Below are 25,212 nucleotides of genomic sequence, written 5' to 3'. Positions count from 1 at the left end.
CATGGCGCAGGTAACGGTGACGATCGACGGCAAGGCCTATCGCATGGCCTGCGACGAAGGCCAGGAAGAACATCTCATCGATCTCGCCGGCCGTTTCGACCGCTATGTGAACCACCTCAAGGGCTCATTCGGCGAAATCGGCGACCAACGCCTGACGGTTATGGCCAGCATCATGGTCATGGACGAACTGGCGGAACTTGAAAAGCGTACCAAGGGGATGGAGAGCGAGATTGCGACTCTTCGCAAGACCCGCGACGATGCCCTGACCAAGGCAGACAAGAACGACGCCGCGCTGACCGGCGCGCTCTCAAGCCTGGCTGAACGCATGGAAGGCCTGGCGGTGAAGCTGAACGCGGACCGAACACCCGCGTGAGGCTCAGAAACCTTGAAACAGCATGTCGAGCGCGGCGGTTACCTGATCCTGATCGATGGATTGATGCGGCATGGGCTTGGCGAGGATTTCCGTCGGGACCGCGCTTATGAGTTGTGTGGCCATCACATAGAGCTCGCCTCCGATATCAATCTGAGGGTGCAACCGGGGTATTGCCGGAGGGATCGCTCCAGCCGGAAGGAGAGGAACGACGACGCGTGTCCCAAGCACCTCTATGAGGTCCGACTGGACGTCCAGAAGAAATCCCTGCCCGTCGGGGTTCTCAAATACCTGAAGCTTTGCCATCAGAACTGCCGGTATTTTGCCAGTGGCAAGCCATTGTCCCTAACCCACTGGTTCCAGCCTTCGATCGCTTCGTGATTCTCTTCCTTCCAGCGCCGCTCCTTCTCCTTGCGCACGGCTTCCGCGATGCCAGCCTCCGCGGCGCGGGAAACATTGACGGAAAGAGACTTCGCTTCACCGAGCAGCGTGGCGTCGATCGACAAGTTGGCGGCCTTGCGACTAGCGAGGGCTTCGTTGCGCATGGGAAACACTCCTTCTATGCGCAAACAATATGCGCATGACCGACGTCTCGCAAGGTCAGCCTTCAATCTCCTCGCGCAGCATTTCGAGCTCGAGCCATTCTTCTTCCATCGCGGTCAGCTTTCCGCGCAGCGCGTCGATTTCGGCGGCGACCCTCGCGAACCCATCTGGATCGCGTGTGTAAAAGGCCGGATCTGCCATCTTCTGCTCGAGCGTGGATATCTTCGCCTCGGCCTCCATCATCTGCTTGGGCAATGTCTCCAGCGCGAACTTCTGCTTGTAGGAGAGCTTCTTCGTGTTCGCCGGCTTCACGGGGGCGGCTGGCTCTTTCTTCGCCGGCTCGTCCTTCCTGGCACGCTGCGCGCGGTCATCGAGCTTCTGGCCGCCCCTTTGCGCCAGCATGTCGGAATAGCCACCGGCATACTCGATCCAACGCCCCTCGCCGTCTGGCGCGACGATGCTCGTCACCGTGCGGTCGAGAAAATCGCGATCGTGACTGACCAGCAGAACGGTGCCGGGATAGCCGGCAACCAGCTCCTGCAACAAGTCCAGCGTCTCCATGTCGAGATCGTTGGTCGGCTCGTCGAGCACGAGGAGATTTGCCGGCCGCGACAATATCCGCGCCAGCACGAGGCGCGCCCGCTCGCCACCGGAAAGTTCGCGCACCGGCGTCCTTGCCTGCTCGGGCTTGAACAGGAAGTCCTTCATGTAGGAGACGACGTGCTTCTGTTCGCCATTGACGATCAGGCTGTCGCCGCGACCGTCTGTCAGATAGCTGGCCAGCGTCTCGGTGGGGTCAAGAACACGCTTCTGGTCGAGCGCCGCTATCTCCAGATTTGCGCCCAGCCGCACGGAGCCGGAATCGGGCTTCAGTTCGCCGATCAGCATCTTCAGCAGCGTCGTCTTGCCGGCGCCGTTCGGCCCAACGAAGCCGACGCGATCGCCGCGCTGGATGCGCGTCGAGAACTCCTTCACCACCACGTGGTCCGCGAAGCTCTTCGCAATCGCCCTGGACTCGATCACCAGCTTGCCGGACTCACTGGCTTCCGCTGCCGCCATTGAGGCAAGGCCTTCTGCGCCCCGGTGGGTACGGAAGCGCTCGCGCATCGAATGCAGATCGCCGAGGCGGCGCATGTTGCGCTTTCGCCGCGCCGTCACGCCATAGCGCAGCCAGTGCTCCTCGCGCACGATCTGGCGACCGAGCTTGTGCTGCTCCTTCTCTTCTTCCTCGAGTATCTGGTCTCGCCATTCCTCGAAATGCGCGAAGCCTTTCTCAAGCCGCCGGGTGACGCCGCGGTCCAGCCATACCGTCGCCCGAGAGACGCGCTCGAGGAACCTGCGATCGTGCGAGATCATGATCAGCGCCGATTTGGTGCGCTGCAGCTCGCCTTCCAGCCATTCGATGACCGAGAGGTCGAGATGGTTGGTCGGCTCGTCGAGCAGCAGCACGTCGGGCTCTGGCGCCATCACCCGCGCAAGCGCTGCCCGGCGCGCCTCGCCACCCGACAGCGTCTTCGGGTCTTCGTCTCCGCTCAGGCCGAGGCTCTCGATCAGATAGGTGGCACGGTAGGGATCGTCCGCGGGGCCGAGCCCCGCCTCGACATAGGCGCGAACGGTTGCAAAGCCCTCCGTATCGGGCTCCTGCGGCAGGTAGCGCACTGTCGCCGATGGCTGGCGGAAAATCTCGCCGTCCTGCGCCTCGACCATGCCGGCGGCGATCTTGAGCAACGTCGACTTGCCAGAGCCATTGCGACCGACGAGTGCGATCTTGTCCCCCGCCGAGGCGGACAGCTCCGCCCCGTCGAGCAGCGGTGTGCCGCCGAAGGTCAGTTTGATGCCGTCGAGGGAAAGAAGTGGAGGTGCCATGGTCACATGCGGAAATAGGAGACGGGATGGGCAATCAGCATCGCACGGCCGGAAGAGAGCCGCACGGTGAGGTCGCCAGCAACTTCGTTGGACAAGGTGAGCGACGAGCCGAAGGAAACGGCGCGATCTGTGAGCGGCCATTTGGCGCCGGACAGCGTCAGCCCGACAAGGTCGGAGAACGCCAATATGCTGAAGACGGTGCCGGAGGCGTAATCGAACGATCGGCTTCCCGGCAACAGCGGCACGCCCTCCTGGCTGCCGCTCGTCAGCAGGCATGGCGTTCCGCCTTCCGCAAGTCTCAACGCGGCGGCTTGATGCAGGAAGGCATGATCGGCCCGCGCGCCGCCAAAGGCGCCGACAAGCAGGAGGTCGGTGGCGCCACGCGAAAGCGCGGCATCGATGGCGATCTCGCCATCGGTCTGGTCCTTCTCCGGGGGGAAGGCTTCGACCGGGACGTCGCGGTGGGTGGTGCGCATGGAGTCGTCGACGGAATCGAAGTCGCCGGTCCACAGCTCAGGTGTCACGCCCAAGGCATCCGCGTGCCGAATGCCGGAATCGGCCGCGATGACCCGCAGGCCTTCGAGCTGGCGCGTGAGCCGGGGGGTTGCGACGAGGTCGCCCCCGAGAAGGATGGCAAAGCGGGTCATTGGCCCCGCCTCTATCATGCATCGGGCAGCAAGCGAAAGCGCTTGCGCACGCTCCAAACCCGCCCTATGTGTCGAATTGCTCTAACGGGGTGCCGGGTGCGGTTTTGCCGCCCACCGGCTGAGAGGCAAAAGGGGTCACCCTTGCCAACCCGCTGAACCTGATCCGGCTCATACCGGCGGAGGGATTAGACGCTGCAATCCAGGCGCCTGATTTCCCTTGAACACGAACCAAGGAGGCGCCTAATGCGCACATTGCTGACATCGATTTCTGCCCTGACCGTGGCCTTTCTGGCGCTGCCTGCCGCGGCGCAAGAGAAGCTCACCGTCTACACCTATGAGAGCTTTACCGCCGACTGGGGACCCGGACCGGTGGTTGAAAAGGCCTTCGAGACCGAGTGCGGCTGCGACATCGACTTCGTTTCCGTCGCTGATGGCGTCGCGCTGCTCAATCGGCTGAAACTGGAGGGCACGGGAACCGAGGCGGACATCGTTCTCGGCCTCGACACCAATCTCACTCACGAGGCAAAGGAGACGGGCCTGTTCGCCCCGCATGGCCTCTCACTCGACAAGGTGGACGTACCCGGCGGGTGGGACGACGACACCTTCGTACCGTTCGATTACGGCTATTTCGCCTTCGTCTATGACACCGAAACGATCGACACCCCGCCGGCAAGCCTCAAGCAACTGGTCGATGGCGACCCGGAAGAGAAGATCGTCATCCAGGACCCTCGCACCTCGACGCCCGGCCTCGGCCTGCTGTTGTGGGTGAAGTCCGTTTACGGCGACGAAGCACCCGAGGCCTGGGAAAAGCTCAGCCAGCGCGTGCTGACGGTCACCCCGGGATGGAGCGAGGCATACGGGCTCTTCACGAGTGGAGAAGCGCCGATGGTGCTGTCCTACACCACCTCCCCCGCCTATCACGTAATTGCGGAAGACACCGACCGATACAGGGCCGCCGCGTTCGAAGAAGGCCATTACCTCCAGGTCGAGGTTGCCGGCATCACGACCAAGGGGGCCGAGAACCCACTCGCCGCGCAATTTCTCGAATTCATGACCGGACCCGGCTTCCAGGACGCGATTCCCGAGACCAACTGGATGTTTCCGGCCGGAGAAACGTCGAAGCCATTGAACGCGGCCTTCGACGATCTCGTGCAACCGGCCGAGACTCTCGCCTTCGACCCGGAAGAGATAGCTGAAAACCGCCAGGCATGGGTCGACGAGTGGCTCGCGGTCATGAGCCGGTAATTTTCGACCATGACCGATCGCCGCATCCTTGCCGGCACGATCAGCCTCGCGGCGGTCGGTCTCCTGATCGGCGGAGCCTTCGCCGGTCTCGTCTCCGAAGCGCTTCTCGACTGGTCAGGCGCGGCCTCCGCATTCAACGCCTATCTCTTCCGCATCGTGCGGTTCACGCTTTGGCAGGCGGCGCTCTCGACATTGCTGTCGGTGGTTCCGGCCATGCTGGTTGCACGCGCGCTGGCACGGCATCCGTCATTTCCCGGCCGTGGCTTGATGCTTCGGCTGTTCGCACTGCCGTTGGCCCTGCCGGCAATCGTCGCAGCGCTCGGCATCCTGGCACTGCTTGGACGGGCCGGCCTGTTCGCCGATCCGCTCGGCGCGATGACCGGCCAACGATGGCAAGGCATATACGGCCTGTCCGGCATCCTGGTGGCCCATGTCTTCTTCAACCTGCCGCTCGCCGCGCGTCTCTTCCTGCACGCGATTGAAACGGTGCCGAACGACCAGTGGCGGCTCGCAGCACAGTTGGGAATGGGCGCTCGCGCATCATTCCGCTTCATCGAATGGCCGGTGATGCGCGCCGCCCTGCCCGGGGTCGCGGGTCTGGTCTTCATGCTGTGTGTGACGTCGTTCACGATCGTCCTGACACTGGGCGGTGGCCCCCGCGCCACGACGCTTGAGGTGGCAATCTACCAGTCGCTTCGTTTCGACTTCGACCCGGCCCGCGCCGTCGCACTGACATTTCTGCAGGTCGTGCTCACCGCGCTGATCGTTGTGTTGCTGATACGGCTGGGCACCAACATGGCCGGTGACGCGAACCTCCCAATCGCGCCTCGGCGGCCTGTGCTGGCGGGATGTTTGGAAACGCTGATCAACGGTGGAATTCTCATTATTGCACTGCTTTTCGTCGCCGGACCGCTGGTTGCAACCGTCATCGCCGGCTTGCGCGCAGATCTGGCCCGATTGGTGGCCGACCCGGCCGTCCACGCCGCGACGGCCACGAGCCTGTTGCTCGCGTCGGCTTCGGCCGTTCTGTGCGTTGCATTGTCGCTCAGTCTCGTCTCGGCACGGCGCACGATGGAATTGCGCCGCGCGCGGACGGCCCGGCCCGGCCTGCTGGAGCGAGTTCTCGACACCGGCGCCGGCTTCGTGCTGGTGATTCCACCGATCGTCGTGGGGGCCGGCTGGTTCGTGCTGCTGCGCCAGACCGGCCTGGTCTTCGCCGTTGCTCCGATTATGGTGGTCACCGTCAACGCCGTCATGGCGATGCCGTTCGCGATCCGCGCGATCCGGCCCGCTCACGACGCTGCGAGCGAGCGCCATGAGCGGCTGTGCGCGCAGCTCGGCATTTCGGGCCTCAACCGGTTGCGGCTCGTCGAATGGCCTTCATTGCGCCGCCCCGCTGCAACCGCACTGGCGTTCGCGATGGCGCTCTCGCTGGGAGACCTCGGCGTCATCGCGCTGTTCGGGTCGGATTCCGTCCAGACCTTGCCGTATCTGCTTCTTGCGCGCATGGGCAGCTACCGCACAGAGGACGCAGCAGGCATCGCCCTTTTTCTCGGAGCGTTATGTCTGTTGCTGATGATGACGATCGATCGAACCAGGAGCCAATCATGACCCACGGCGCGTCGGTCCGGCTCGAAGACGTGGGCTTCAGCTACGATGAAACGGAGATGACGTTCGATCTGGCCGTCGATCCCTCCCAAATCGTCGCGGTGATGGGGCCGAGCGGTTCGGGAAAATCAACGCTGCTCAACCTCGTCGCCGGCTTCGAGACGCCGGCCATAGGCAAGGTACTGATCGGCGAGCGCGACGTGACCGATGTACCGCCGGCGGCAAGGCCTGTTTCCATGGTGTTTCAGGAAAACAACCTGTTTGCCCATCTCGACGTGCGCAGCAATGTCGGCCTGGGGCGCTCGCCGGCCTTGCGTTTGTCCAACACCGATGAGGCAGACATACGCGAAGCGCTGTCGAAGACTGGGCTCGCGGGAAAGGAGCGGCGCCTGCCGGCGGAACTGTCGGGAGGCGAGCGCCAGCGCGTCGCGCTCGCCCGTGTGCTCGTGCGCAACCGCCCGGTACTTTTGCTCGATGAACCATTCGCCTCCCTTGGACCGGCCCTGCGCCGTGAAATGATCGAACTCGTGCGCGCGCTGCACCGCGAGCGCGGCATGACGGTTCTGATGGCGACTCACCATCCAGACGATGCACAGGCACTTTCGGACAGCGTCGCGTATATCGAGGATGGGCGCGTGGCAGCCCATGCCTCTACTCAGGAGATGTTCTCGTCGAGCGCTCCGGCTGGTTTCCGCGCCTATATCGGCATCTGAGCCACCATTGCCTGCAAGCCGACACAATTGCGAGGCAGAGCTTCGCAAAGTTCGCCTTCGCACGGTTGTTTCCCGCATGGGACTGTGGCTTAGCTGAGCTGCAACCCAATAGGCTGGTCACACGTTGAAGACGGTATATTCGACGAAAGGGCGCGATTCTGCCAAGGCCAAAGCGGGATAGGTCGGGCGACCGGGGACATTCGCCGGTTGGAATATCCATGCGTGGCACGATGGTGGCCGCGCTTGCGCTGGCGCTTGCGGGTTGCCAGGTGCTCGGCGGCGCGCAGAACAGCGACGCATTCCGCCCCTCGCAGAACCCGGTCACGGTAGACACCGTCACTCGAAACGATCGCATGGCTGCGATCGCGCGCGAGCAGCATCCGCGCATCCTTGCGACCTATGGTGGCGAGTACTCCAACGCAAAGCTCGAGCGCATGGTCGCCAAGGTAGTCGGCTCCCTGACCCTCGACCCGGAAAATCCGAACCAGACCTATCAGATAACGATCCTCGACTCGCCGAACATCAACGCCTTCGCGTTGTCGGGTGGCTATCTCTACGTGACCAGGGGACTTCTCGCGCTCGCCAACGACTCGGCCGAGCTCGCGGCCGTTCTCGCCCATGAGATGGCGCATGTGACGGCGAACCACGGCATCGAGCGCCAGCGGCGCGAAGCCGAAGAGGTTCTGGCGTCGCAGGTGGTCAACGATGTGCTCGGCGGCGACCCTGCGGCCAGCGTCGCTCTTGTGCGCGGCAAACTGCGACTGGCGCAGTTCTCGCGCAATCAGGAACTCGAGGCCGACGCGATCGGCATCCGCGCCATCGCTCGCGCCGGCTACGATCCTTTCGCGGCAGCGCGCTTCCTGCAGTCGATGTCCGCCTACAGCGCATCGCGCAACGTGACCGACGGCACCGACCAGAACCTCGATTTCCTGGCCAGCCATCCCAACGCGCCGCAGCGTATCGAGCTCGCCCTGCGCCATGCCCGCCAGTTCGCACGACCAGAGCAGGGCAATCGCGATCGCGACACATTCCTCGACGGAATCGACGGGCTTTTGTTCGGCGACACGCCCGAGGAAGGCTACGTGCGCGGACGCACCTTCCTGCATCCGAATCTCGGCGTTTCGTTCACGGTGCCGGAGGGTTTCGTGATCGACAACTCCGCCGCCGCGGTCACCGCCGCCGGCCCCGGCGACATAGCCGTACGCTTCGATGGGGTCTCGATCGACAGACGCGCGTCACTTTCCGATTATGTTCGCAGCGGCTGGGTGGCCGGGCTCGAACCAGGCAGCATTCGGCCCGTCACCATCAATGGCAACGAGGCCGTCACGGCGCGCGCGCGCGCCGAGAGCTGGCAATTCGACGTCACGGTCATCCGCGCTGGCGGCCAGGTCTACCGCCTGCTGACCGCCGCGCCTGAATCGAGCAATGCGCTCGAAGCGACGGCGAGCCAGGTGCGCGATAGCTTCAGGACGTTGTCCGGTGCCGAGAAGGCTGCGCTGCAGCCGCTACGCGTGCGCGTCGTCCGCGTAGAGCCCGGCCAGACGATTGCCACACTCGCTGCCCAGATGGAAGGCGTGGACGGAAAGCTAGACGTATTCAGGTTGATCAATGCATTGAGCCCCGGCGCGACGGTGTCGGCCGGTCAGCGGGTGAAGATCATCACCGATCGCTGATGAGGCAGCATAGGAATTTGTGGAACCGGCGTCGCCGCCGGTCTCACCGAAACTCAGGCAGCGCTGGCGATTTCCGGATGCTGCCGGACCAGCGCGTCGCGAAGCTTTTCCAGCGCGCGGCCTTCGATCTGGCGCACGCGTTCCTTTGAAATTCCAAGCTTGGCTCCGAGCGCCTCGAGCGTCGCTCCTTCGTCCTGAAGCCGTCTTTCGTGGATGATGCGCAGTTCCCGATCGCTAAGCGTCGTCAGCGCGCTCTTTAGCCACGATTGGCGTCTCTCCGTATCGATCGCCTCGCCGACGACCTCGTCGGGCAACGGCGCATCGGATACCAGCAGATCCATGCGCTCCGCGCTCTGACCTTCGGAATTAGCGCTCAATGGTGCGTTGAGAGAGGTATCGGGACCTGAAAGCCGCGCATCCATCGTCGCAACATCGGCCACCGCCACGTTGAGCGCGGCAGAGACTTCGCGATACAGGTCGTCATTGGAAAGAACGCGGGAATCCTGAGCCAGCCGCGCCCTCAACCGGCGAAGGTTGAAGAACAGCGCCTTTTGCGCCGAAGACGTTCCTCCGCGAACAATCGACCAGTTGCGAAGGATGTAATCCTGCATGGAAGCCCTGATCCACCACGTCGCATAGGTCGAAAATCTTACCTGACGGTTCGGTTCGAATCTGGCCGCCGCCTCAAGCAGCCCTATATGGCCCTCCTGGATGAGGTCGCTCATCGACAGACCGAAGTGCCGGAACCGGGACGCCATCGATATGACGAGGCGCATATGCGCGACGGTTATTCGGTGAAGAGCCTGCTGGTCGTGTTGCTCCCTCCATCGCACGGCGAGGTCGTGTTCCTCGTCACGGGCGAGATAGGGGGCCTTCATCGCTTCGCGGATCATGCTGCGCCGTGCTGGGTCGTCCATATCGCGCTCCCTCTGAATTTGCGGGCGCCACTAACGGACCGTCGAACAATTCAGAGCGTCGGTCCGCGCGCCCCCGCAAGGAAATACGTATCATCAGCCGGATTGGTTCCCTTCGAGGGACAAATTCGCGCCAGGACCGCATTTCGACGCCGACACATTGCCGTGATCGATGGAAGAAGAACGCTGAAACGGAAAGACCCGGCCGCGAGGGCCGGGTCTTTCAGTCGAACACTACAAACGGGAAGCAGCGTTTATGCTGCCTCTTCCTGCTCGGATTCCTCGTTGTCGGCCTTTGCGCCGCGACGTGGTCCCTTGTTGAGATTCACCTCGATGAGCCGCACCGCTTCCGTATCGGACATCTTGTTGACGGCCGCGATCTCGCGCGCCATCCGGTCCAGCGCAGCTTCGTAGAGCTGACGTTCAGAATAGGACTGCTCGGGCTGGTTCTCGGCGCGGTAGAGATCGCGCACGACTTCCGAGATCGAGATCAGGTCGCCGGAGTTGATCTTCGCATCATATTCCTGCGCGCGACGCGACCACATGGTGCGCTTCACGCGGGCACGACCCTGAACGACCTTCAAAGCGCGGTCGACATAATCCGTCTCCGAAAGCTTGCGCATGCCGATGGACGTCGCCTTGGCGACCGGCACCTTGAGACGCATCTTGTCCTTCTGGAAGTCGATGACGAACAATTCCAGCTTCATGCCCGCGACCTCCTGCTCCTCGATGGTCGCGATCTGTCCGACGCCATGCGCCGGATAGACGATGTACTCACCGGTCTTGAAGCCATGTCTGGCTGCGGATTTCTTCTGCTGGGTTGCCATACGCCCTGTACTCCTTTTTATGTCGCGAACCATCTGGCTACGCGCTATACGACTGGGGCCGATGAGTCGGCCTGCCACCTGCCAGGGACAAGACAAAGGTGCGCGCCTCGAAAGCAGTTCACGATCTGAGGGAGACGCGATCACGCTCTCCCGGTCCAGATCTCACTGGTCCCGAATGCGTTCAGCCTTTCAATGATTGGTGCGCTCGCGCCATCTATCGACGTCTGTCATAGGCATGTTGATTTTATGTAACACGAAAAGTGGAAAGAATCAACAATTTACCGCACGAGCGAGCATGGCCGCCTTCGGGCCATGTCGCCGAAGCCGAAAAGAAATCGCGGTCAGGCAGCGATGACGCAAGGTCAACGCAAGTGGCTCAATCACCGTCCCCCGGCTCTGCGGAGAAGTGGTTCTCGAACTTGTTCGCCACCCCGTCGAACTCTTTCGCGTCCGCCGGCGGCTCCTTCTTTGCCGTGATGTTGGGCCATTTCGAGGCGTATTCGGTGTTCACCTCCAGCCACCTCTCAAGGCCCGGTTCGGTATCGGGCTTGATCGCGTCCGCCGGGCATTCCGGCTCGCAGACACCGCAGTCGATGCACTCGTCGGGATGAATGACGAGCATGTTCTCGCCTTCATAGAAGCAGTCGACCGGACACACCTCGATGCAGTCCATATACTTGCACTTGATGCAGTTGTCGGTGACGACATAGGTCATGTGGCTGCTCCCGCCGTCGGGCTAGTCTGTTGTCCGGCGGTGAGGTAGCGCCTTTGCCGGGCCTGTGCAAGGGTGACCATTGCGCGCAATCGCCGTGGCGCGGAACGATATTCCGGCACCCGATTTCCGGCGCATCACTCATCGTCACGCAAGGCGTCGATACGCCGCCGCTCTTTCTTCGTCGGCCGGCCGGATCCCTGCGCGCGCACTGGCACCAATGCGTCCGGTAGCGAATCGTCCCGTGCCTCTGCCGGCGGCGTCATGTCCTCGTAGAGGGTGCGCGCCTCCTCGGCCGGACCACGCCGGACCCCCGACGCCAGCACCCGCCATATGATGACCCGGCGCTCCAGCGTTATCGTCAGCACGTCGCCGATCTTCACCGGATGCGACGGTTGGTCGATCTTGTCCCGGTTGAGCCTGACCCTGCCTGCCTGCACCAGTTTGGCCGCGAGCGATCGCGACTTGATGGCGCGCGCGAAGAACAGCCATTTGTCGACGCGCTGGCGGCCTTCGCCGGGCATCTACTTCTTGAGTTGGTCGCGCAATGCGGCGAGCTTGGCGAAGGGCGAGTCCGGATCGACCTTGGCCGGGCGTTCGTCGCGTGGCTTGCCGGCGGGCCGGGTGTTGGCCTGCCGCTCGCCATTGCGCTCGTGGCGGCGATTCTCACCGCCCGGTTTGCCACCGCCACCCGGCTTGTTGCCCTTGAACTTGCCACGGCCGTGACGCTGGCGCGCGCCTTCGCCTTCAGGCCGAGCAGCCTCGCCTTCCTCGCCGCGCGCATTCTGCTGGCCCTGGGGACGGCCGCGACTCTGCCCGTGCCGTTGCCCTTGCCTCTGTCGCCCCTCGAAACGTGCCGGACGCCACAAAAGGATCGGTTTCGGCTCCTCGGCGGGTTCGGCAACGGAGGCAGGCTCTTCCGTGACGGCCTCTTCTGTCCCAGGCGTCGCGACAACCTCGGCCGCCGGCGCCTGTTCAGCCGGCACGGACGCCTCGACGTCCGGCTCCGCCGGGACGGTAGCGCCCGGCCCCGCAGTGGCGGGCTCGACTATCGTTTCGCCGTCCGTGGCCACCGCCTCGACTTGTGCAGCGGCATCCGGCGCCGACCCTTCGTCGGCCACAACCGCGGCCTCTACGTCGGCAGCCTGCGTTGCGGCGGCTTCCCTGGCAGCGGCCTCTGCCGCCTTGGCGGCGACGCGTTCACGTTCCGCGGCGTCCAGCGATTCAAGCCGGGCCTGCACCTCGGCCGCCGGCTTCGCCTCGGAGCGATAGCCAAGGCCCTTGAGGATTTCCTCGATGTCCTCGGAGGTTGCCCCGAGGATCGACATCATCGCCGGCGTTACGATGAACGCGGCACCGTCGAAAGCGCCTTCCGGACGTTGGCCGGTGCCCGCGCGCCATGACAGCGCCGGACGGATCAGGTCGGCGAGCCGCTCGAGAATGTCGACCCGAACGGCACGACGACCAAGCGAGCGATAGCCCGCAAGGCGGTAGAATGCCGGCTCGAAGGCCGTGTCGACCACCAGCGATGTGCGCCCGGACGCCAGTCCGTTGACCACGTCGCCGAAACCGGGCTTGTCCTTGCCGTCGTTCTGAAGCGACCACAGCAGGGTCAGAAGACCGGCCGGCGCCGGCTTAAGCAGCGTCGGCACGAAGATGTGGAAAGCGCCGAAGCGCACGCCCAGCCGACGCAGCGCGGCACGCGCTTCCTGGTCGAGAGACTTGACCTCGTCCGCGACATCGCGGCGGTTGAGCAGCCCGAAATTCTCCACCAACCTGAAGGCGATGCCGCGAGCGATCCCGCTCAACTGGTCGGCGTTCTTGAGGTCGAACAGCGGCTTGAGCAACGTCTCCATCTGGTAGCGCACGAAGCGCTCCGCCCGGGCGGCCACCTTGTCTCGGGACGGACCCGTCAGTTGCTCGTCGGCGAGCAGGATGACGCGCGGCGCGAGCGGGTCCTCGCCGCCGGTAAGGGTCGCGACAGGCGCGCCGATCCAGCGCAACAATCCATCGGACGCCAGCGCGAAATCACCGTTGGCGGCATTGGCGAAGCGTTCGGCGCGCGCGTCGAACTCGCTGGCGAGCGCCTTTTGCGCGGCGGCCTTCACGGCCTTGGCATCCTCGCCTCCCGCGGACTGGTCGGCTGTGAAGCGAAATCCTTCGAGCGCTCCCACATGGTGTCCCTCGACGACGACATCGCCGGACGGATTGATTTCAGCTTCAAGCATCGCGTTTTCTCTCAGGCGCCTCATCAGCACGGATGTCCTGCGGTCTACGAAGCGTTTCGTCAATCGTTCGTGAAGCGCATCGGACAATCTATCCTCGATCTCGCGCGTTTTTTCCTGCCAGTGTGCCGGATCGGCAAGCCATCCAGGACGGTGCGAGACGAAAGTCCAGGTCCTGATCTGCGCGATGCGGTGCGACAGCGTGTCGATGTCGCCCTCGGTCGTGTCGGCGCGCCGAACCTGCTCTGCCATGTAGCTTTCGTCGACATGGCCCTTGCGGGCAAGGTCGAGATAGATCGAGCCGATGATGTCCGCATGCTGGGCCGGCGCGATGCGACGATAGTCGGGCAGCGCGCATGCCTCCCACAGGAGCTCCACCCGTTTGGCGCCGGTGGCGAGCTTGCGGATCTCCTCGTCTTTCGAAAGATGCTCCAGCGCGCGCGCGTCCACCGCCGGCAAGGCCCGCGTCAGCCCTTCAACCGGAGGGATCACGTCGATCGAGCGTTTGAGCGCATCCAGGCTCGAAAAATCGAACCGTGCGCTTCGCCACTGCAGCACTTTGACGGAATCGAAATTGTGCGATTCGATCCGTTCGACGAGCTCGTCGGACAATGGATCGACCTGGCCGGTGACGCCGAACGTGCCGTCGCGCACATGGCGTCCAGCGCGGCCCGCGATCTGGCCGAGTTCGGCTGCGGTGAGGTCGCGATACTGGAACCCGTCGAACTTGCGATTCTGCGCGAAGGCGACGTGGTCGACGTCGAGGTTCAGGCCCATGCCGATCGCGTCGGTTGCGATGAGATAGTCGACATCGCCGGACTGATAGAGTTCGACCTGGGAATTGCGCGTACGTGGGCTCAGCGCGCCGAGGACGACCGCCGCGCCCCCGCGCTGGCGGCGAATGAGTTCTCCGATGCCGTAGACCTCGTCTGCCGAGAACGCCACGATCGCGGACCGGTGCGGCAGGCGCGTCAGCTTCTTCGATCCGGCATAGGCGAGTTGCGACATGCGTGGCCGGGTCACGACGGAAATCCCGCGCAGCAGCTTTTCCAGAATGCCGCGCATCGTGGCGGCACCCAAGAGCAGCGTTTCCTGCCGGCCCCGCAGGTGCAGGATGCGGTCGGTAAAGATGTGGCCGCGTTCGAGATCGGCGGCAAGCTGGACCTCGTCGATGGCCACGAACGCGACGTCCGTCTCCCGTGGCATCGCCTCGACGGTGCAGACCGAATACCGTGCCCCGGGCGGAACGATCTTCTCCTCGCCCGTCACCAGCGCGACCTTGTCGGCGCCGACGCGGTCGACCACGCGGCTATAGACCTCGCGCGCCAGCAATCGCAGCGGAAGCCCGATCATGCCGCTCTCGTGCGCGATCATGCGGTCGATGGCCAGATGCGTCTTGCCGGTGTTTGTCGGCCCAAGGACCGCAGTGACGTCCCTGCCGGTAAGCACGAGGGGCGCGTCTGCTCTGGTGAGGATATTCATCGTGGGAGGTCGGGCCTCTTGGCGCATCATCAGCGGACGCTCCAACTATCATGCGGGCCGGGTGGAGCGGAAGAGACCGGCGTGCCGATGCGAAGATAGGTGACTGCCGCCCCCACGCCAATGAAAACTGCACATATTAAGGTTTGGAACGAGTCTGGAACGAATCAGCGACGAATCACCTACCTGCGCATATTCCTGTTTTGTTCACCACTACATCTGGTGAGAACCGACACTTGTCCGGGCACATGCTGAATCGCTGTTTGCCGCGATCGAGAGCAAAGCGGCAGCGGCGTTAACTTTTCCCCGTAAGGCCGTCAGCCTCCCCGAGCGGCCGCGCGACTTCTCGGCTAAGCTTCAGATTTCATTAGGGAAATATTAACACCGGCTTAACCTTTTGCCGGTTGCGGGGTGTTTCCGGTTAACGTTCCGACCAAACCCGGAACGAATCGGCGACGAATCACCCCTGAGACAATCTTCCCGGTTTGTTCCACACAAGATGTAGTGGCTTCCACAGGCAGCGCACAACTAGTCCACAGCTTGTCCACCGTGATTCGCACAGGCTTTCGCCGTGCGCGTTAACCTTTGGGCACGAAAAATGCCGCGAGACCGACCGGACGCGCGGCATTGATTGGAATTGGGAGGATGCGGGACGTTCTGCCTTAGACGAAGAACTGGCCGCCATTGGCCGAAACGGTCGAACCTGTGATGAAGCCTGCTTCGTCCGACGCGAGGAAGACCACCACCCGCGCGATCTCCTCCGGCTCGCCCAGGCGACCGACCGGAATCTGCGGGATGATGCGCTCGTTGAGCACCTTCTCGTCGATCGCCTTGACCATCTCGGTGGCGATATAGCCGGGACAGATGGCGTTGACCGTGATGCCGGCGCGCGCGCCTTCCTGCGCCAGCGCCTTGGTGAGGCCGAGATCGCCAGCCTTGGCGGCGGAATAGTTTGCCTGGCCCGCCTGGCCCTTCTGGCCGTTGATCGACGATATCGTGATCACCCGGCCGAACTTGCGGTCGCGCATGCCGGACCACAGCGGATGGGTCATGTTGAACACACCGGTGAGATTGGTGTCGATGACCTCTTTCCACTGCTGCGGCGTCATCTTGTGGAACATCGCATCGCGGGTGATGCCGGCATTGTTGACGAGCACGTCCACGGGGCCGAGCTCGGCCTCGACGCGGGCCACACCATCGACACAGGCCTCGTATTCGGCGACCGACCACTTGTAGACCGGAATGCCGGTCTCTTCCTTGAACTTTGCCGCTGCGTCGTCATTGCCGGCATAGTTTGCCGCAACCTTGTAGCCTGCGTCACGCAGGGCAACGGATATGGCAGCGCCAATACCGCGCGTCCCACCTGTAACGATTGCCGTTCGGGTCATGTCATTCTCCTCCCTCACATGGCTCTTCTGAGAGTAAGGGATGGCGGTCCCGGCCCGCTCTTCTTCCCTCACTCCCTGTCTGCTTGTTGTCTCAGTTCATAGCTTCGACGCACATGGCCACGCCCATGCCGCCGCCGATGCACAGGGTCGCGAGCCCCTTGTTCGCACCGCGACGCTTCATTTCGAAGACCAGCGTGTTGAAAACGCGCGCGCCTGACGCGCCGATCGGGTGGCCGATCGCGATCGCGCCGCCATTGACGTTCACGATCTCCGGGTTCCAGCCCATATCCTTGTTGACCGCGCAGGCCTGCGCGGCGAAGGCTTCGTTGGCTTCGACCAGATCCAGCTCGTCGACCTTCCAGCCGGCTTTCTGCAGCGCCTTGCGCGACGCGGGGATCGGCCCGGTGCCCATGATCTGCGGATCGACGCCCGCGGTGGCCCACGACACGATGCGCACCAGCGGCGTGATGCCCCGGCGCACGGCTTCTTCCTCGCTCATCAGCACCACGGCGGCCGCGCCGTCGTTGATGCCGGACGCGTTGCCGGCCGTGACCGTGCCTTCCTTGTCGAAGGCGGGCCGAAGCTTCTGCATGGCCTCGATCGTCGCGCCGTGGCGGATATATTCGTCCTGGTCGACCACGACCTCGCCCTTGCGTGTGGTCAGCGTAACCGGAACGATCTCGTCCTTGAAGCGTCCGGCCTTCTGCGCGGCCTCGGCCTTGTTCTGCGACGCGACGGCGAATGCATCCTGCTCGTCACGCGAAAGCTGCCACTGGCGGGCGACGTTCTCGGCGGTATTGCCCATATGGTAGCCGTAGAAGGCGTCGGTGAGGCCGTCCTTGATCATCGAATCGATCATCTTGAAGTCGCCCATCTTCACGCCGCTGCGCAGATGCGCCACATGCGGAGCCATCGACATCGACTCCTGACCGCCGGCGACGATGATGGCGGCATCTCCGGTCTGGATCTGCTGCATGCCGATAGCGATCGCGCGCAGGCCCGAGCCGCAGAGCTGGTTGAGGCCCCAGGACGTTGCTTCCTGCGGAATGCCGGCAGCCATCGCCGCCTGGCGCGCGGGGTTCTGGCCCTGGCCCGCCGAGAGGATCTGGCCAAGCACCACCTCGTCGACTTCCTTGCCGTCGACGCCAGCGCGCGCCAGCGCCTCGCGGATCGCAACCGCACCCAGCTCGTGGGCAGGCGTGTTGGCGAAAGCGCCGTTGAAGGAGCCGACGGGCGTGCGGGCCGCGCTGGCGACGACGATGGCGGAAGCGGACATGGGCTTTCCTCGCTTATTCACTGGATCAGTTGTTTAGCGGCAGTTCTTGCCGTTTCCATGGTTCAAGTCAAACCGGAATATAGGAACCCTTCCCCGCTCCTGCACTGCACAAACCGCTTTCAATTGCCGTGCATTTGCGCATATCCTCTTGGTTCGGCTCGCGCTCGGGCCGCCAGTTTGACGTCTGATTACGTTGCGTTCCTGAATTCTGGGAGGTCATGAATGCCCGCAAAAGACGATACGGTGGTAATCAAGAAATATGCCAACCGCCGCCTCTACAATACGGGCACCAGTACCTATGTGACACTCGACGACCTTGCCGAAATGGTAAAGAAGGGTGAGAACTTCACCGTTCAGGACGCCAAGTCCGGCGACGACATCACCCACCCGGTCCTGACGCAGATCATCTTCGAACTGGAGAACAAGGATGGGCAGAACATGCTGCCTATCCCGTTCCTACGCCAGTTGATCTCGTTTTACGGCGACCAGATGCAGATGGTCGTGCCAAGCTTCCTTGAACAGTCGATGATCGCCTTCGCCCAGGAGCAGGAGCGGTTTCGTGACCAGATGAAGGACGCGATGGGCAAGTCTCCGATGGAGATGATGCAGATCACCACGCCGATCAAGGCGATCGAGGATCAGGCCAAGCGCAACATCGAGCTGTTCCAGAACGCCATGCGCATGTTCACACCGTTTCCGCCGCAGGCCACGCAGGCGCAACCGGAGACGCCCGACGCGGCAGCCACAAGCAGCAAGGGTGACGATCTTCAGGACCTGAAAGAGCAGATCGCCGCCATGCAGCGCAAGCTTGACCAGATCGACAAGGGCTGAGAAGCGCGGGCCAACTAAGTCTGCCGGCTCACCAGCCCAGCGCACACCCGTCCTTGCGCGGGTCGGAGGCGCCGATGAGAAAGCCACTCTCACGATCGATGGAGATCATCTGACCGCCGCCATGAGGCGCCGAGGCTGCACGCACCTCATGCCCCATATCCGACAGCGTCGCGCGGACGTCGTCGGAGATGCCCTGTTCGGCCTCCAGCACGCCGTCCTCGCCCCAGAACAGCCGAGGATGGTCGAGCGCCTCCTGTGGGTCCATCCCGTAGTCGACGAGATTGGAGAACACATGCGCATGTCCCATGGGCTGGTAGTCGCCGCCCATCACGCCGAACGACACCGCCGGCTTGCCGTCCTTGAGCGCCATGGCCGGGATGATCGTGTGCATCGGCCGCTTGCCGCCACGCAGTTCGTTGGGATGCCCCTCTTCGATGGTGAAGCAGCCGCCGCGGTTCTGGAGTGCAACGCCTGATTTGAGCGTCACCAGCTTGGCGCCGAAGCTTGCATAGACCGAGTTGATGAAGGACACCGCGCGATGGTCCTTGTCGACCACCGTGAGATAGATCGTGCTGGCGCGCGGCATGTCGGGAATGGTGATCGACGGGTTGCGCTTGTCGCGCGACACTTGTGCGGCCAGCGCGTCGATGAACCTGTCCGACAGGAGTTCGTCCGGCGTGCGCGTCATGGTCGCGGGATCGGACACCAGATGGTCGCGCACCGAATAGGCGAGCCGCCCTGCCTCGATCTCCAGATGGCGACGCATGGCACTGCCCGGTTCGAGCTTGCCGGTCTCCAGCTTGGCCATCAGCCGCAGCAGGATCAGTGCCGTGATGCCCTGCCCGCTTGGCGGGATTTCAAGAACGTCGTGGCCGCCGTATGAGGTGGAGATCGGCGTAACCCATTCGGCCTCGACGGCAGCGAGATCGGCCTCGCTCATGAAGCCGCCCCTGGATTGGACCGTGGCCACGATCTCGGCTGCGACTTCTCCCTCGTAGAAGGCCTTGGCGCCGCCTTTCGCGATCGCCTTCAACGTGCCGCCCAACGCAGGAAAGCGGAAGCGCGAGCCGTGTGCCGGCGATTTGCCGGAAATCAGGCAATGTGCCCGCCCGCCTTCGTCGGCGCCGAGCGCGTCGACGGCCTTTGCCCAGTCGGTCGCAACGCGGCCATGAACGGCAAAGCCGCCCTCTGCATAAGAAATCGCATCGGCGAACAGCCGGTCGAAGCCGAGCGTGCCATGCTTTGCGAGAAGCCGCGACCATGCGTCGACCGCGCCTGGCACGGTCACGGAATGAGCCCCGGACTGGGGCATTTTTGTGTGGCCGTTGTCCCGATACCAGGCGGCATCGGCGCCCGCCGGAGCGCGGCCCGAGCCGTTTAGGCCGTGGATCGCGCCGTCTGGCTCCGCCAGGATCACGAAACAGTCGCCACCGATACCAGTCATATGTGGCTCGACGACGCACAGCGTGGCAGCCGCGGCAACGGCCGCGTCAACGGCGTTGCCGCCTTCCTTCAGGATCGAGATGGCGGTGGCGGTGGCAAGCGGATGCGATGTCGCGGCCATGCCATTTTCGGCAATGACGGGCGAGCGGCCGGGCAGGTCGAATGCGCGCATTGGATTTTCCTGGTGTCTAGCGGAGGTTGACGTCGCGGGAGGCCGCCCGCAGCGAGATCGAGAACCCCGCCAGCACATCGATGAACGCGACCGCGGTCAAGATGAAGAACAATGATGAGGCTGCGCGCTCGACCAGCAGGAATTCGACCAGGAACGCGATGAACACCAGCGTCGACAACATGTGGTCGAGCAGCGAGGCGTTGGAGGTTCGGGTGGCCTTCAGCACCTCCACGAACAGAAGCAGCAGGGCCAGCAGCACGAAAAGGTCGGCAATGGTCATCGTCCAGGTGCCGCCCGACAGCATGCCGACCGAGAACACGTCGGCTGCCCACGGATCGCTCAGGTCGCCGAACAGCCCCGCAAGCCCGATATTGTAGAGAATGAACGGCACGATCATCAGCGGGATATGGGCAAGCATGGGCGAGAACTCCGTTGCGGAACCTCACCTTCCTAACCCGGCCGCCAGCGCCCGACAAACAAAAAGACCGGCGCGGGAGCCGGTCTTCGAGCTTGCGATGGCGCATGAAAGGAAAGCTCAGCCTTCCTTGGGCTCCAGCACCTGACGGCCACGATACATGCCGGTCTTCAGGTCGATGTGATGCGGGCGGCGCAGCTCGCCGGAATTCTTGTCCTCGACATAGGTCGGGACCTTCAGCGCATCGGCCGAGCGGCGCATGCCGCGCTTCGACGGCGAGGTCTTTCGTTTAGGTACAGCCATTTGTCCTGCTCCGGTGTTCGGTCAAACGGCCGCTGCCGCCCTCGATGAAGGGCCATGCATGGCGGCCGAAATCCAAGAAAGTTGGCTGCCTATACACGCACAGGCGGGTTTTGACCAGCACCGGGACGCAAATTTTTCGAGCCTGCCTATTAAAGGCAATGGTTGTAGCCACCGGCCTGTGCCGCACGTCTTTCGATGGTCGCCGCCAGCCGATTGAGCCCGGGACCGGGATTGCCCGGCGTGCGCTCGAGGGGATTGGGCAGGGTCACTGCGAGAAGCGCCGCCTGCCTTGAGGTAAGGTCGCCGCTCGACTGGCCGAAATGGTGCTGTGCGGCGGCTTCCACGCCGTAGATGCCAGGCCCCCACTCGGCGATGTTCAGATAGATTTCCATGATCCGCCGCTTCGGCATGACGAAATCGAGGTAAACGGCGTACGGCAGTTCGATCGCCTTGCGGATGTACGAACGGCCATGCCACAGGAACAGGTTCTTGACGGTCTGCATGGTGATCGTCGAGCCTCCGCGCGTCGCCTCGCCGTCGAGGAAATCCTCCATGATCGCGCGCATCTCACCCAGATCGATACCGTGATGCGAGCAGAACTGGCCGTCCTCCGACATCATCACTGAATGAACCAGGCGCGGGCTGACGTCGTCGAGCCCGACCCAGCGGCGGTCGTACCCCGAAAGGGTGGCGAGATCCTTCATCATCAGTGTCGACAGCGGGTGAACGGCCGAAGGCAGATAGGCAATCGAAAGCAGGGCGGGCAGGAAGCCAAGCACGACGACGACCACGACGAGGCGACGCAGCCATGTCAGCATCCGGCCGCGCCTGCGCGTCCGCTTCGTCCGCGGCCTCACTTCCGGCTCGATCTCGATATGGTCTGGCGGCAATGATCCGTCTCGCACTTCATCATCTTCGAATACAGTCGCCTCCACCGGAGCGCAACGCTTCGCGCCACTTGACCGTGGCTAGTTTTGGCGGCATCGCTCGCGCCGATGAAAGCGAACCCTGAACTCGACTTCGAGACCGCGCTGGCACAGCGGGCCCTGGCTGTCGAAACCATGCTCGACCGGCTGCTTGGTTCGGCCCTGTCTGACGGCGAGATCAACCGGCCTCCAGAACTCCTGGCAGCGATCCGCCATGGCGTGCTCAATGGCGGCAAGCGCCTTCGACCCTTTCTTCTGATGGAAAGCGCTGCCCTGTTCGACGCGGATGGCGAGGCGGCCTTGCGCGTCGCCGCCGCGCTGGAATGTGTCCATTGCTATTCGCTGATCCATGACGATCTGCCGGCAATGGACGATGACGACCTGCGCCGTGGCCAGCCGACCGTTCACCGCGCCTTTAACGAGGCGACCGCGATCCTCGCCGGCGACAGCCTGCTTACCTATGCCTTCGACATCATCGCCGACGAGGCGACCGAACTTGCGGCGCAGACCCGCGCGGAACTGGTGTTGCGGCTGGCGCGGGCGTCGGGCATCGGTGGCATGGCGGGAGGACAGGCGCTCGACCTCGCCGCCGCCCGCGCACGGCCCGATGAGGCAGGGATCGTCACCCTGCAGGCGATGAAGACGGGCGCGTTGATCCGGTTTGCCTGCGAGGCGGGCGCCATGATCGGAAGCGCCAGCAGAACCGAACGCGATATTCTGGCGGAATTCGGCTCCGCCATAGGCCTTGCCTTCCAGCTCGCCGACGACCTTCTCGACGCGACTTCCAACGCCACCGTGCTCGGCAAGGCCGCCGGCAAGGACAAGGAGGCCGGCAAGGCAACACTCGTCGACATGCACGGCGTCGACTGGGCGCGCACCCAGCTCACGGGCCTGGTGAGGCAGGCGACCGAACTTCTTGCCCCGTTCGAAGCGCGCGCGGATCGCCTTCGCCAGGCCGCGATCTTTGTGGCTTCCCGGACGTTCTGACGATTCTTCTGTGCTGCGAAGAGACAATTCCCTTCGATTAACAGCACTTTAATCCCATTGCTCGATTTTGAACGGCATGTCTTTTGTAACGAGTGGCATGGACCGATGTCGTTTGCAGTAACACGCGCTTACATGCGCGGCCGCCTGATGTTCATCATGACGGGCTTTCTGCTTGCCGTGATGATCGGCGCCACGATCATCTATTGGCTGGCAGGCGACGCCCGTACCAACGTCAAGGTGGGAGCCGTCATCGGCGTGATGGGCGAGGCCACAAGCGACGTCATTTACCACGCGCTCATGCTCGACCAGACCCGGCTCAAGGGTGAACTTGCCGAAGAACGGCAGCAAGCCAGAACGCGCGATATTGAACTCGGCCTTGCGACGGCGCCGTCAAGGTCAGCGGCCGCGCAGAGCATCGACACCGATGCCGTGACGGAGGCGGTGCGCGGCGACCTTCGCGACGCGATCAACCGGCTGGAGCGGGCCTACCACGCATTCGGTTTCGCGGCCGACGGCGACATTCAGATGGGCGAGAGCGAACGCATAACCGATGGTTCGGAAATCGCGGCCGAGCGGTCGACCGATGCTCTCCAGGCCGTTCTCGACGACATCAGGGGTGTCACGGTGCCCGCGTCGCTGATGCGCATCTGGGAAGGTGAGAACGGCAACACGCCACTCAAGCGCGACGTGCTCGAGGTGATCACGCTCGCCGATCGCCTCGACATATTCTCCGACTATTCACTGCCGGCCGCGCAACGCGTCTTCGCCCAGCTTCAAACCCTTGCCAAGGATCGCGTGCGGCCGAACATCGAGGCGACCGATGCCGAACTTCGCGCCGACATGCTGGAAGGCTATGACCGGCTACAAGGCGTCATGCTCGTGGTTGCCGCGACGATTTTCCTCGTCGGCATCACGACGACCATGTGGGTGTTCGTGCCGATGATGCGCAATATTGCCAAGGCGCATGACGACCTGCAGGAAGCCAATGAATCGATCGAGGCGGCCCGCATCAAGGCGGAATCCGCGGACCGTGCCAAATCCGAGTTCCTGGCGAATATGAGCCATGAAATCCGCACGCCGATGAATGGCGTTCTCGGCATGGCGGAGCTTCTGATGCGCACCACGCTGGACGGCCGGCAGAAGACCTTCGCCGATGTCATCCTCAAGTCGGGCAATGCATTGCTGACGATTATCAACGACATCCTGGATTTCTCGAAGATCGACGCCGGGCAGCTCAGCCTCGACCCGGCACCTTTTCGCCTCGCCGAAGCGATCGAGGACGTGGCGACGCTGGTCTCCACCCGAGTGGCGGAAAAGGACCTTGAACTGATCGTGCGTGTCGACCCCGAATTGCCTGCATGCGTCGTCGGAGATGTCGGACGGATTCGCCAGATCGTCACCAATCTCGTCGGCAACGGCGTCAAGTTCACGGAAAAGGGGCATGTCCTTGTCGACGTCAGCGGTCATGTCGAGGACGCCGTGGCGCAGTTGACTGTCCGGGTCGAAGATACGGGCATCGGCATTCCCGAGGACATGCAGGCCAAGGTGTTCGAAAAGTTCAGCCAGGTCGATGCGTCGTCGACGCGCCGCCACGAGGGCACCGGTCTGGGTCTCGCGATCGCCTCACGCCTGGTGGACCTGATGGGCGGCGAGATGGGCATGTCGAGCACACCCGGTCGCGGATCGACGTTCTGGTTCACCGTGCCCCTGCCCGTGCACGAGGATTTCAGGCCGGCCAAGCCGGTTCCGGTCGACGTTACCGGAGCTCGGGTGCTTGTCATCGACGACAACCGCGTCAACCGCGACATCCTGCTTGAGCAATTGCGGAGCTGGCACTTCGACTGCGCCGCCACCGAGAATGGAGAGATCGGCCTCGCTTTCCTTGATCGTGCCGTCGAACTCGGCGCCAAGGTCGACTGCATCATCCTCGACTACCAGATGCCGGGCATCAACGGGCTCGAAGTTGCGCGCCGCATCGCGGCCAATCCCGCGACATGGAACATCCCTGTGCTGCTGTTGACCTCCGTCGACCAGGCCATCACCGGCAAGCTGACGATGGAGTCGGGCATTGCCGCCCACCTGAACAAGCCCGCCCGCTCGTCGGCCCTGCTGGAGACGCTGGTGACACTCATGCAGACAGCACGGTCGGCGCCGCGGCATGCACGGGCGACACCTGTTCCGCGCCCGGCGCCGAAGCCGGTATCGAACCTTGCCCCGCAAGCCCCCCAGCAGGTCGTGCGCAAGAGCGCTGTCCGGCAGCTCGACATTCTCGTGGCGGAAGACAACGAGGTGAACCAGCTCGTCTTCAGCCAGATTCTCGACTCGCTCAACCTGAATTACCGGATCGCCTCCAACGGGCGTATCGCCGTGGAACTGCAGCGCCAGTTCAAGCCGCGCCTCATCCTCATGGACGTGTCGATGCCGGACATGAACGGCTTTGAGGCGACGGCCGCGATCCGCCACGCGGAAGAAGGAACCGGGCAGCGCACACCGATCATCGGCGTCACCGCCCATGCGCTCAAGGGCGACCGCGAAAAATGCATCGAGTCTGGGATGGACGATTACCTGTCGAAGCCGGTATCGCCGAACAAGCTCGCCGCAAAGATCAATGCGTGGATGACTGAAGACAAGGTCGCGTTGAGCGCCTAG

Annotated in this window: 23 protein-coding genes and 1 riboswitch; of the genes, 8 read left to right on the top strand and 15 right to left on the bottom strand. The window is 63.4% G+C overall.

The features are described from left to right. Nucleotide 1 precedes the first annotated feature (1 nt). A complete protein-coding gene (locus AAFN84_RS22705) occupies nucleotides 2-373 on the top strand; it encodes a cell division protein ZapA (RefSeq protein ID WP_347516998.1) in 372 nt (123 codons plus the stop codon). A 3-nt stretch (nucleotides 374-376) separates the two neighbouring features. Here AAFN84_RS22705 and AAFN84_RS22700 read toward each other — a convergent pair whose 3' ends face one another. From AAFN84_RS22700 to AAFN84_RS22685, 4 genes are read right to left on the bottom strand one after another with little or no spacing between them, the layout of a single operon-like run. Then, nucleotides 377-676: a CcdB family protein gene (locus AAFN84_RS22700; protein WP_347516997.1), complete on the bottom strand. Its 300-nt coding sequence runs from the start codon at nucleotides 674-676 to the stop codon at nucleotides 377-379. Continuing rightward, a complete protein-coding gene (locus tag AAFN84_RS22695) occupies nucleotides 676-915 on the bottom strand; it encodes a type II toxin-antitoxin system CcdA family antitoxin (RefSeq protein ID WP_347516996.1) in 240 nt (79 codons plus the stop codon). Before AAFN84_RS22695 ends, AAFN84_RS22700 begins: the two co-directional genes overlap by 1 nt. Before the next feature lie 55 nt (nucleotides 916-970). After that, a complete protein-coding gene (locus tag AAFN84_RS22690; RefSeq protein WP_347516995.1) occupies nucleotides 971-2,779 on the bottom strand; it encodes an ABC-F family ATP-binding cassette domain-containing protein in 1,809 nt (602 codons plus the stop codon). A gap of 2 nt (nucleotides 2,780-2,781) precedes the next feature. Continuing rightward, complete coding sequence (locus AAFN84_RS22685; protein ID WP_347516994.1) at nucleotides 2,782-3,426, bottom strand: thiamine diphosphokinase; 645 nt, start codon at nucleotides 3,424-3,426, stop codon at nucleotides 2,782-2,784. A gap of 75 nt (nucleotides 3,427-3,501) precedes the next feature. Next, nucleotides 3,502-3,628: riboswitch (TPP riboswitch) on the top strand. 41 nt (nucleotides 3,629-3,669) lie between these two features. Between AAFN84_RS22685 and thiB the strand changes: the two genes are divergently transcribed. The 4 genes from thiB (at nucleotide 3,670) to AAFN84_RS22665 (ending at nucleotide 8,665) form a co-directional block, all read left to right on the top strand. Further along, nucleotides 3,670-4,671 (top strand): thiamine ABC transporter substrate binding subunit, encoded by a 1,002-nt coding sequence (gene thiB / locus AAFN84_RS22680; RefSeq protein WP_347516993.1) that lies wholly within the window; start codon nucleotides 3,670-3,672, stop codon nucleotides 4,669-4,671. A 9-nt stretch (nucleotides 4,672-4,680) separates the two neighbouring features. Then, nucleotides 4,681-6,282 (top strand): thiamine/thiamine pyrophosphate ABC transporter permease, encoded by a 1,602-nt coding sequence (thiP, locus tag AAFN84_RS22675; protein ID WP_347516992.1) that lies wholly within the window; start codon nucleotides 4,681-4,683, stop codon nucleotides 6,280-6,282. After that, on the top strand, nucleotides 6,279-6,992 hold the full coding sequence (gene thiQ, locus AAFN84_RS22670) for a thiamine ABC transporter ATP-binding protein (RefSeq protein WP_347516991.1): 714 nt from the start codon (nucleotides 6,279-6,281) through the stop codon (nucleotides 6,990-6,992). The genes thiP and thiQ overlap by 4 nt, the downstream gene beginning before the upstream one ends. A gap of 218 nt (nucleotides 6,993-7,210) precedes the next feature. Further along, the gene (locus AAFN84_RS22665) at nucleotides 7,211-8,665 is read left to right on the top strand and encodes a M48 family metalloprotease (protein WP_347516990.1); all 1,455 of its coding nucleotides are present in this window, start codon (nucleotides 7,211-7,213) and stop codon (nucleotides 8,663-8,665) included. A gap of 53 nt (nucleotides 8,666-8,718) precedes the next feature. Here the strand turns inward: AAFN84_RS22665 and AAFN84_RS22660 are convergent, their stop codons facing one another. From AAFN84_RS22660 to AAFN84_RS22630, 7 genes are all read right to left on the bottom strand, one after another. Then, nucleotides 8,719-9,582 carry an RNA polymerase factor sigma-32 gene (locus AAFN84_RS22660; protein ID WP_347516989.1) on the bottom strand — a complete coding sequence of 288 codons (864 nt, stop codon included), beginning with the start codon at nucleotides 9,580-9,582 and terminating at the stop codon, nucleotides 8,719-8,721. Nucleotides 9,583-9,833: 251 nt separating this feature from the next. Next, entirely contained in the window at nucleotides 9,834-10,406 is a 573-nt protein-coding gene (locus AAFN84_RS22655) for a CarD family transcriptional regulator (RefSeq protein ID WP_347516988.1), read from the bottom strand. A gap of 376 nt (nucleotides 10,407-10,782) precedes the next feature. Continuing rightward, complete coding sequence (gene fdxA / locus AAFN84_RS22650; protein ID WP_347516987.1) at nucleotides 10,783-11,121, bottom strand: ferredoxin FdxA; 339 nt, start codon at nucleotides 11,119-11,121, stop codon at nucleotides 10,783-10,785. A gap of 134 nt (nucleotides 11,122-11,255) precedes the next feature. Further along, nucleotides 11,256-11,642 carry an RNA-binding S4 domain-containing protein gene (locus tag AAFN84_RS22645; RefSeq protein ID WP_347516986.1) on the bottom strand — a complete coding sequence of 129 codons (387 nt, stop codon included), beginning with the start codon at nucleotides 11,640-11,642 and terminating at the stop codon, nucleotides 11,256-11,258. Further along, entirely contained in the window at nucleotides 11,643-14,825 is a 3,183-nt protein-coding gene (locus AAFN84_RS22640; protein ID WP_347517232.1) for a helicase-related protein, read from the bottom strand. It abuts the gene before it with no gap. 659 nt (nucleotides 14,826-15,484) lie between these two features. Continuing rightward, nucleotides 15,485-16,210, bottom strand: a complete 726-nt coding sequence (phbB, locus tag AAFN84_RS22635) for an acetoacetyl-CoA reductase (RefSeq protein WP_347516985.1) — start codon at nucleotides 16,208-16,210, stop codon at nucleotides 15,485-15,487. A gap of 91 nt (nucleotides 16,211-16,301) precedes the next feature. Continuing rightward, the gene (locus AAFN84_RS22630; protein WP_347516984.1) at nucleotides 16,302-17,486 is read right to left on the bottom strand and encodes an acetyl-CoA C-acetyltransferase; all 1,185 of its coding nucleotides are present in this window, start codon (nucleotides 17,484-17,486) and stop codon (nucleotides 16,302-16,304) included. Nucleotides 17,487-17,708: 222 nt separating this feature from the next. Between AAFN84_RS22630 and phaR the strand changes: the two genes are divergently transcribed. Continuing rightward, on the top strand, nucleotides 17,709-18,317 hold the full coding sequence (phaR, locus tag AAFN84_RS22625) for a polyhydroxyalkanoate synthesis repressor PhaR (RefSeq protein WP_347516983.1): 609 nt from the start codon (nucleotides 17,709-17,711) through the stop codon (nucleotides 18,315-18,317). A gap of 28 nt (nucleotides 18,318-18,345) precedes the next feature. On the opposite strand, the gene ggt is transcribed toward phaR, so the two are convergent. From ggt to mtgA, 4 genes are all read right to left on the bottom strand, one after another. Then, nucleotides 18,346-19,932 carry a gamma-glutamyltransferase gene (gene ggt, locus AAFN84_RS22620; RefSeq protein WP_347516982.1) on the bottom strand — a complete coding sequence of 529 codons (1,587 nt, stop codon included), beginning with the start codon at nucleotides 19,930-19,932 and terminating at the stop codon, nucleotides 18,346-18,348. A gap of 16 nt (nucleotides 19,933-19,948) precedes the next feature. Beyond that, complete coding sequence (locus tag AAFN84_RS22615; RefSeq protein ID WP_347516981.1) at nucleotides 19,949-20,350, bottom strand: hypothetical protein; 402 nt, start codon at nucleotides 20,348-20,350, stop codon at nucleotides 19,949-19,951. 117 nt (nucleotides 20,351-20,467) lie between these two features. Further along, nucleotides 20,468-20,650: a 50S ribosomal protein L32 gene (gene rpmF, locus AAFN84_RS22610; RefSeq protein WP_347516980.1), complete on the bottom strand. Its 183-nt coding sequence runs from the start codon at nucleotides 20,648-20,650 to the stop codon at nucleotides 20,468-20,470. 149 nt (nucleotides 20,651-20,799) lie between these two features. Beyond that, a complete protein-coding gene (gene mtgA / locus AAFN84_RS22605; protein ID WP_347516979.1) occupies nucleotides 20,800-21,468 on the bottom strand; it encodes a monofunctional biosynthetic peptidoglycan transglycosylase in 669 nt (222 codons plus the stop codon). 177 nt (nucleotides 21,469-21,645) lie between these two features. Here mtgA and AAFN84_RS22600 point away from each other — a divergent pair, with 177 nt between their 5' ends. After that, nucleotides 21,646-22,563 (top strand): polyprenyl synthetase family protein, encoded by a 918-nt coding sequence (locus AAFN84_RS22600; protein ID WP_347516978.1) that lies wholly within the window; start codon nucleotides 21,646-21,648, stop codon nucleotides 22,561-22,563. A 105-nt stretch (nucleotides 22,564-22,668) separates the two neighbouring features. After that, complete coding sequence (locus AAFN84_RS22595) at nucleotides 22,669-25,212, top strand: response regulator (RefSeq protein WP_347516977.1); 2,544 nt, start codon at nucleotides 22,669-22,671, stop codon at nucleotides 25,210-25,212.

It is taken from the genome of Mesorhizobium sp. CAU 1741 (assembly GCF_039839275.1).
Taxonomy (GTDB): Bacteria; Pseudomonadota; Alphaproteobacteria; order Rhizobiales; family Rhizobiaceae; genus Aerobium.
The sequence above is the reverse complement of the archived record's forward strand: the minus strand, read 5'-3'. Positions and strand labels throughout refer to the sequence as shown.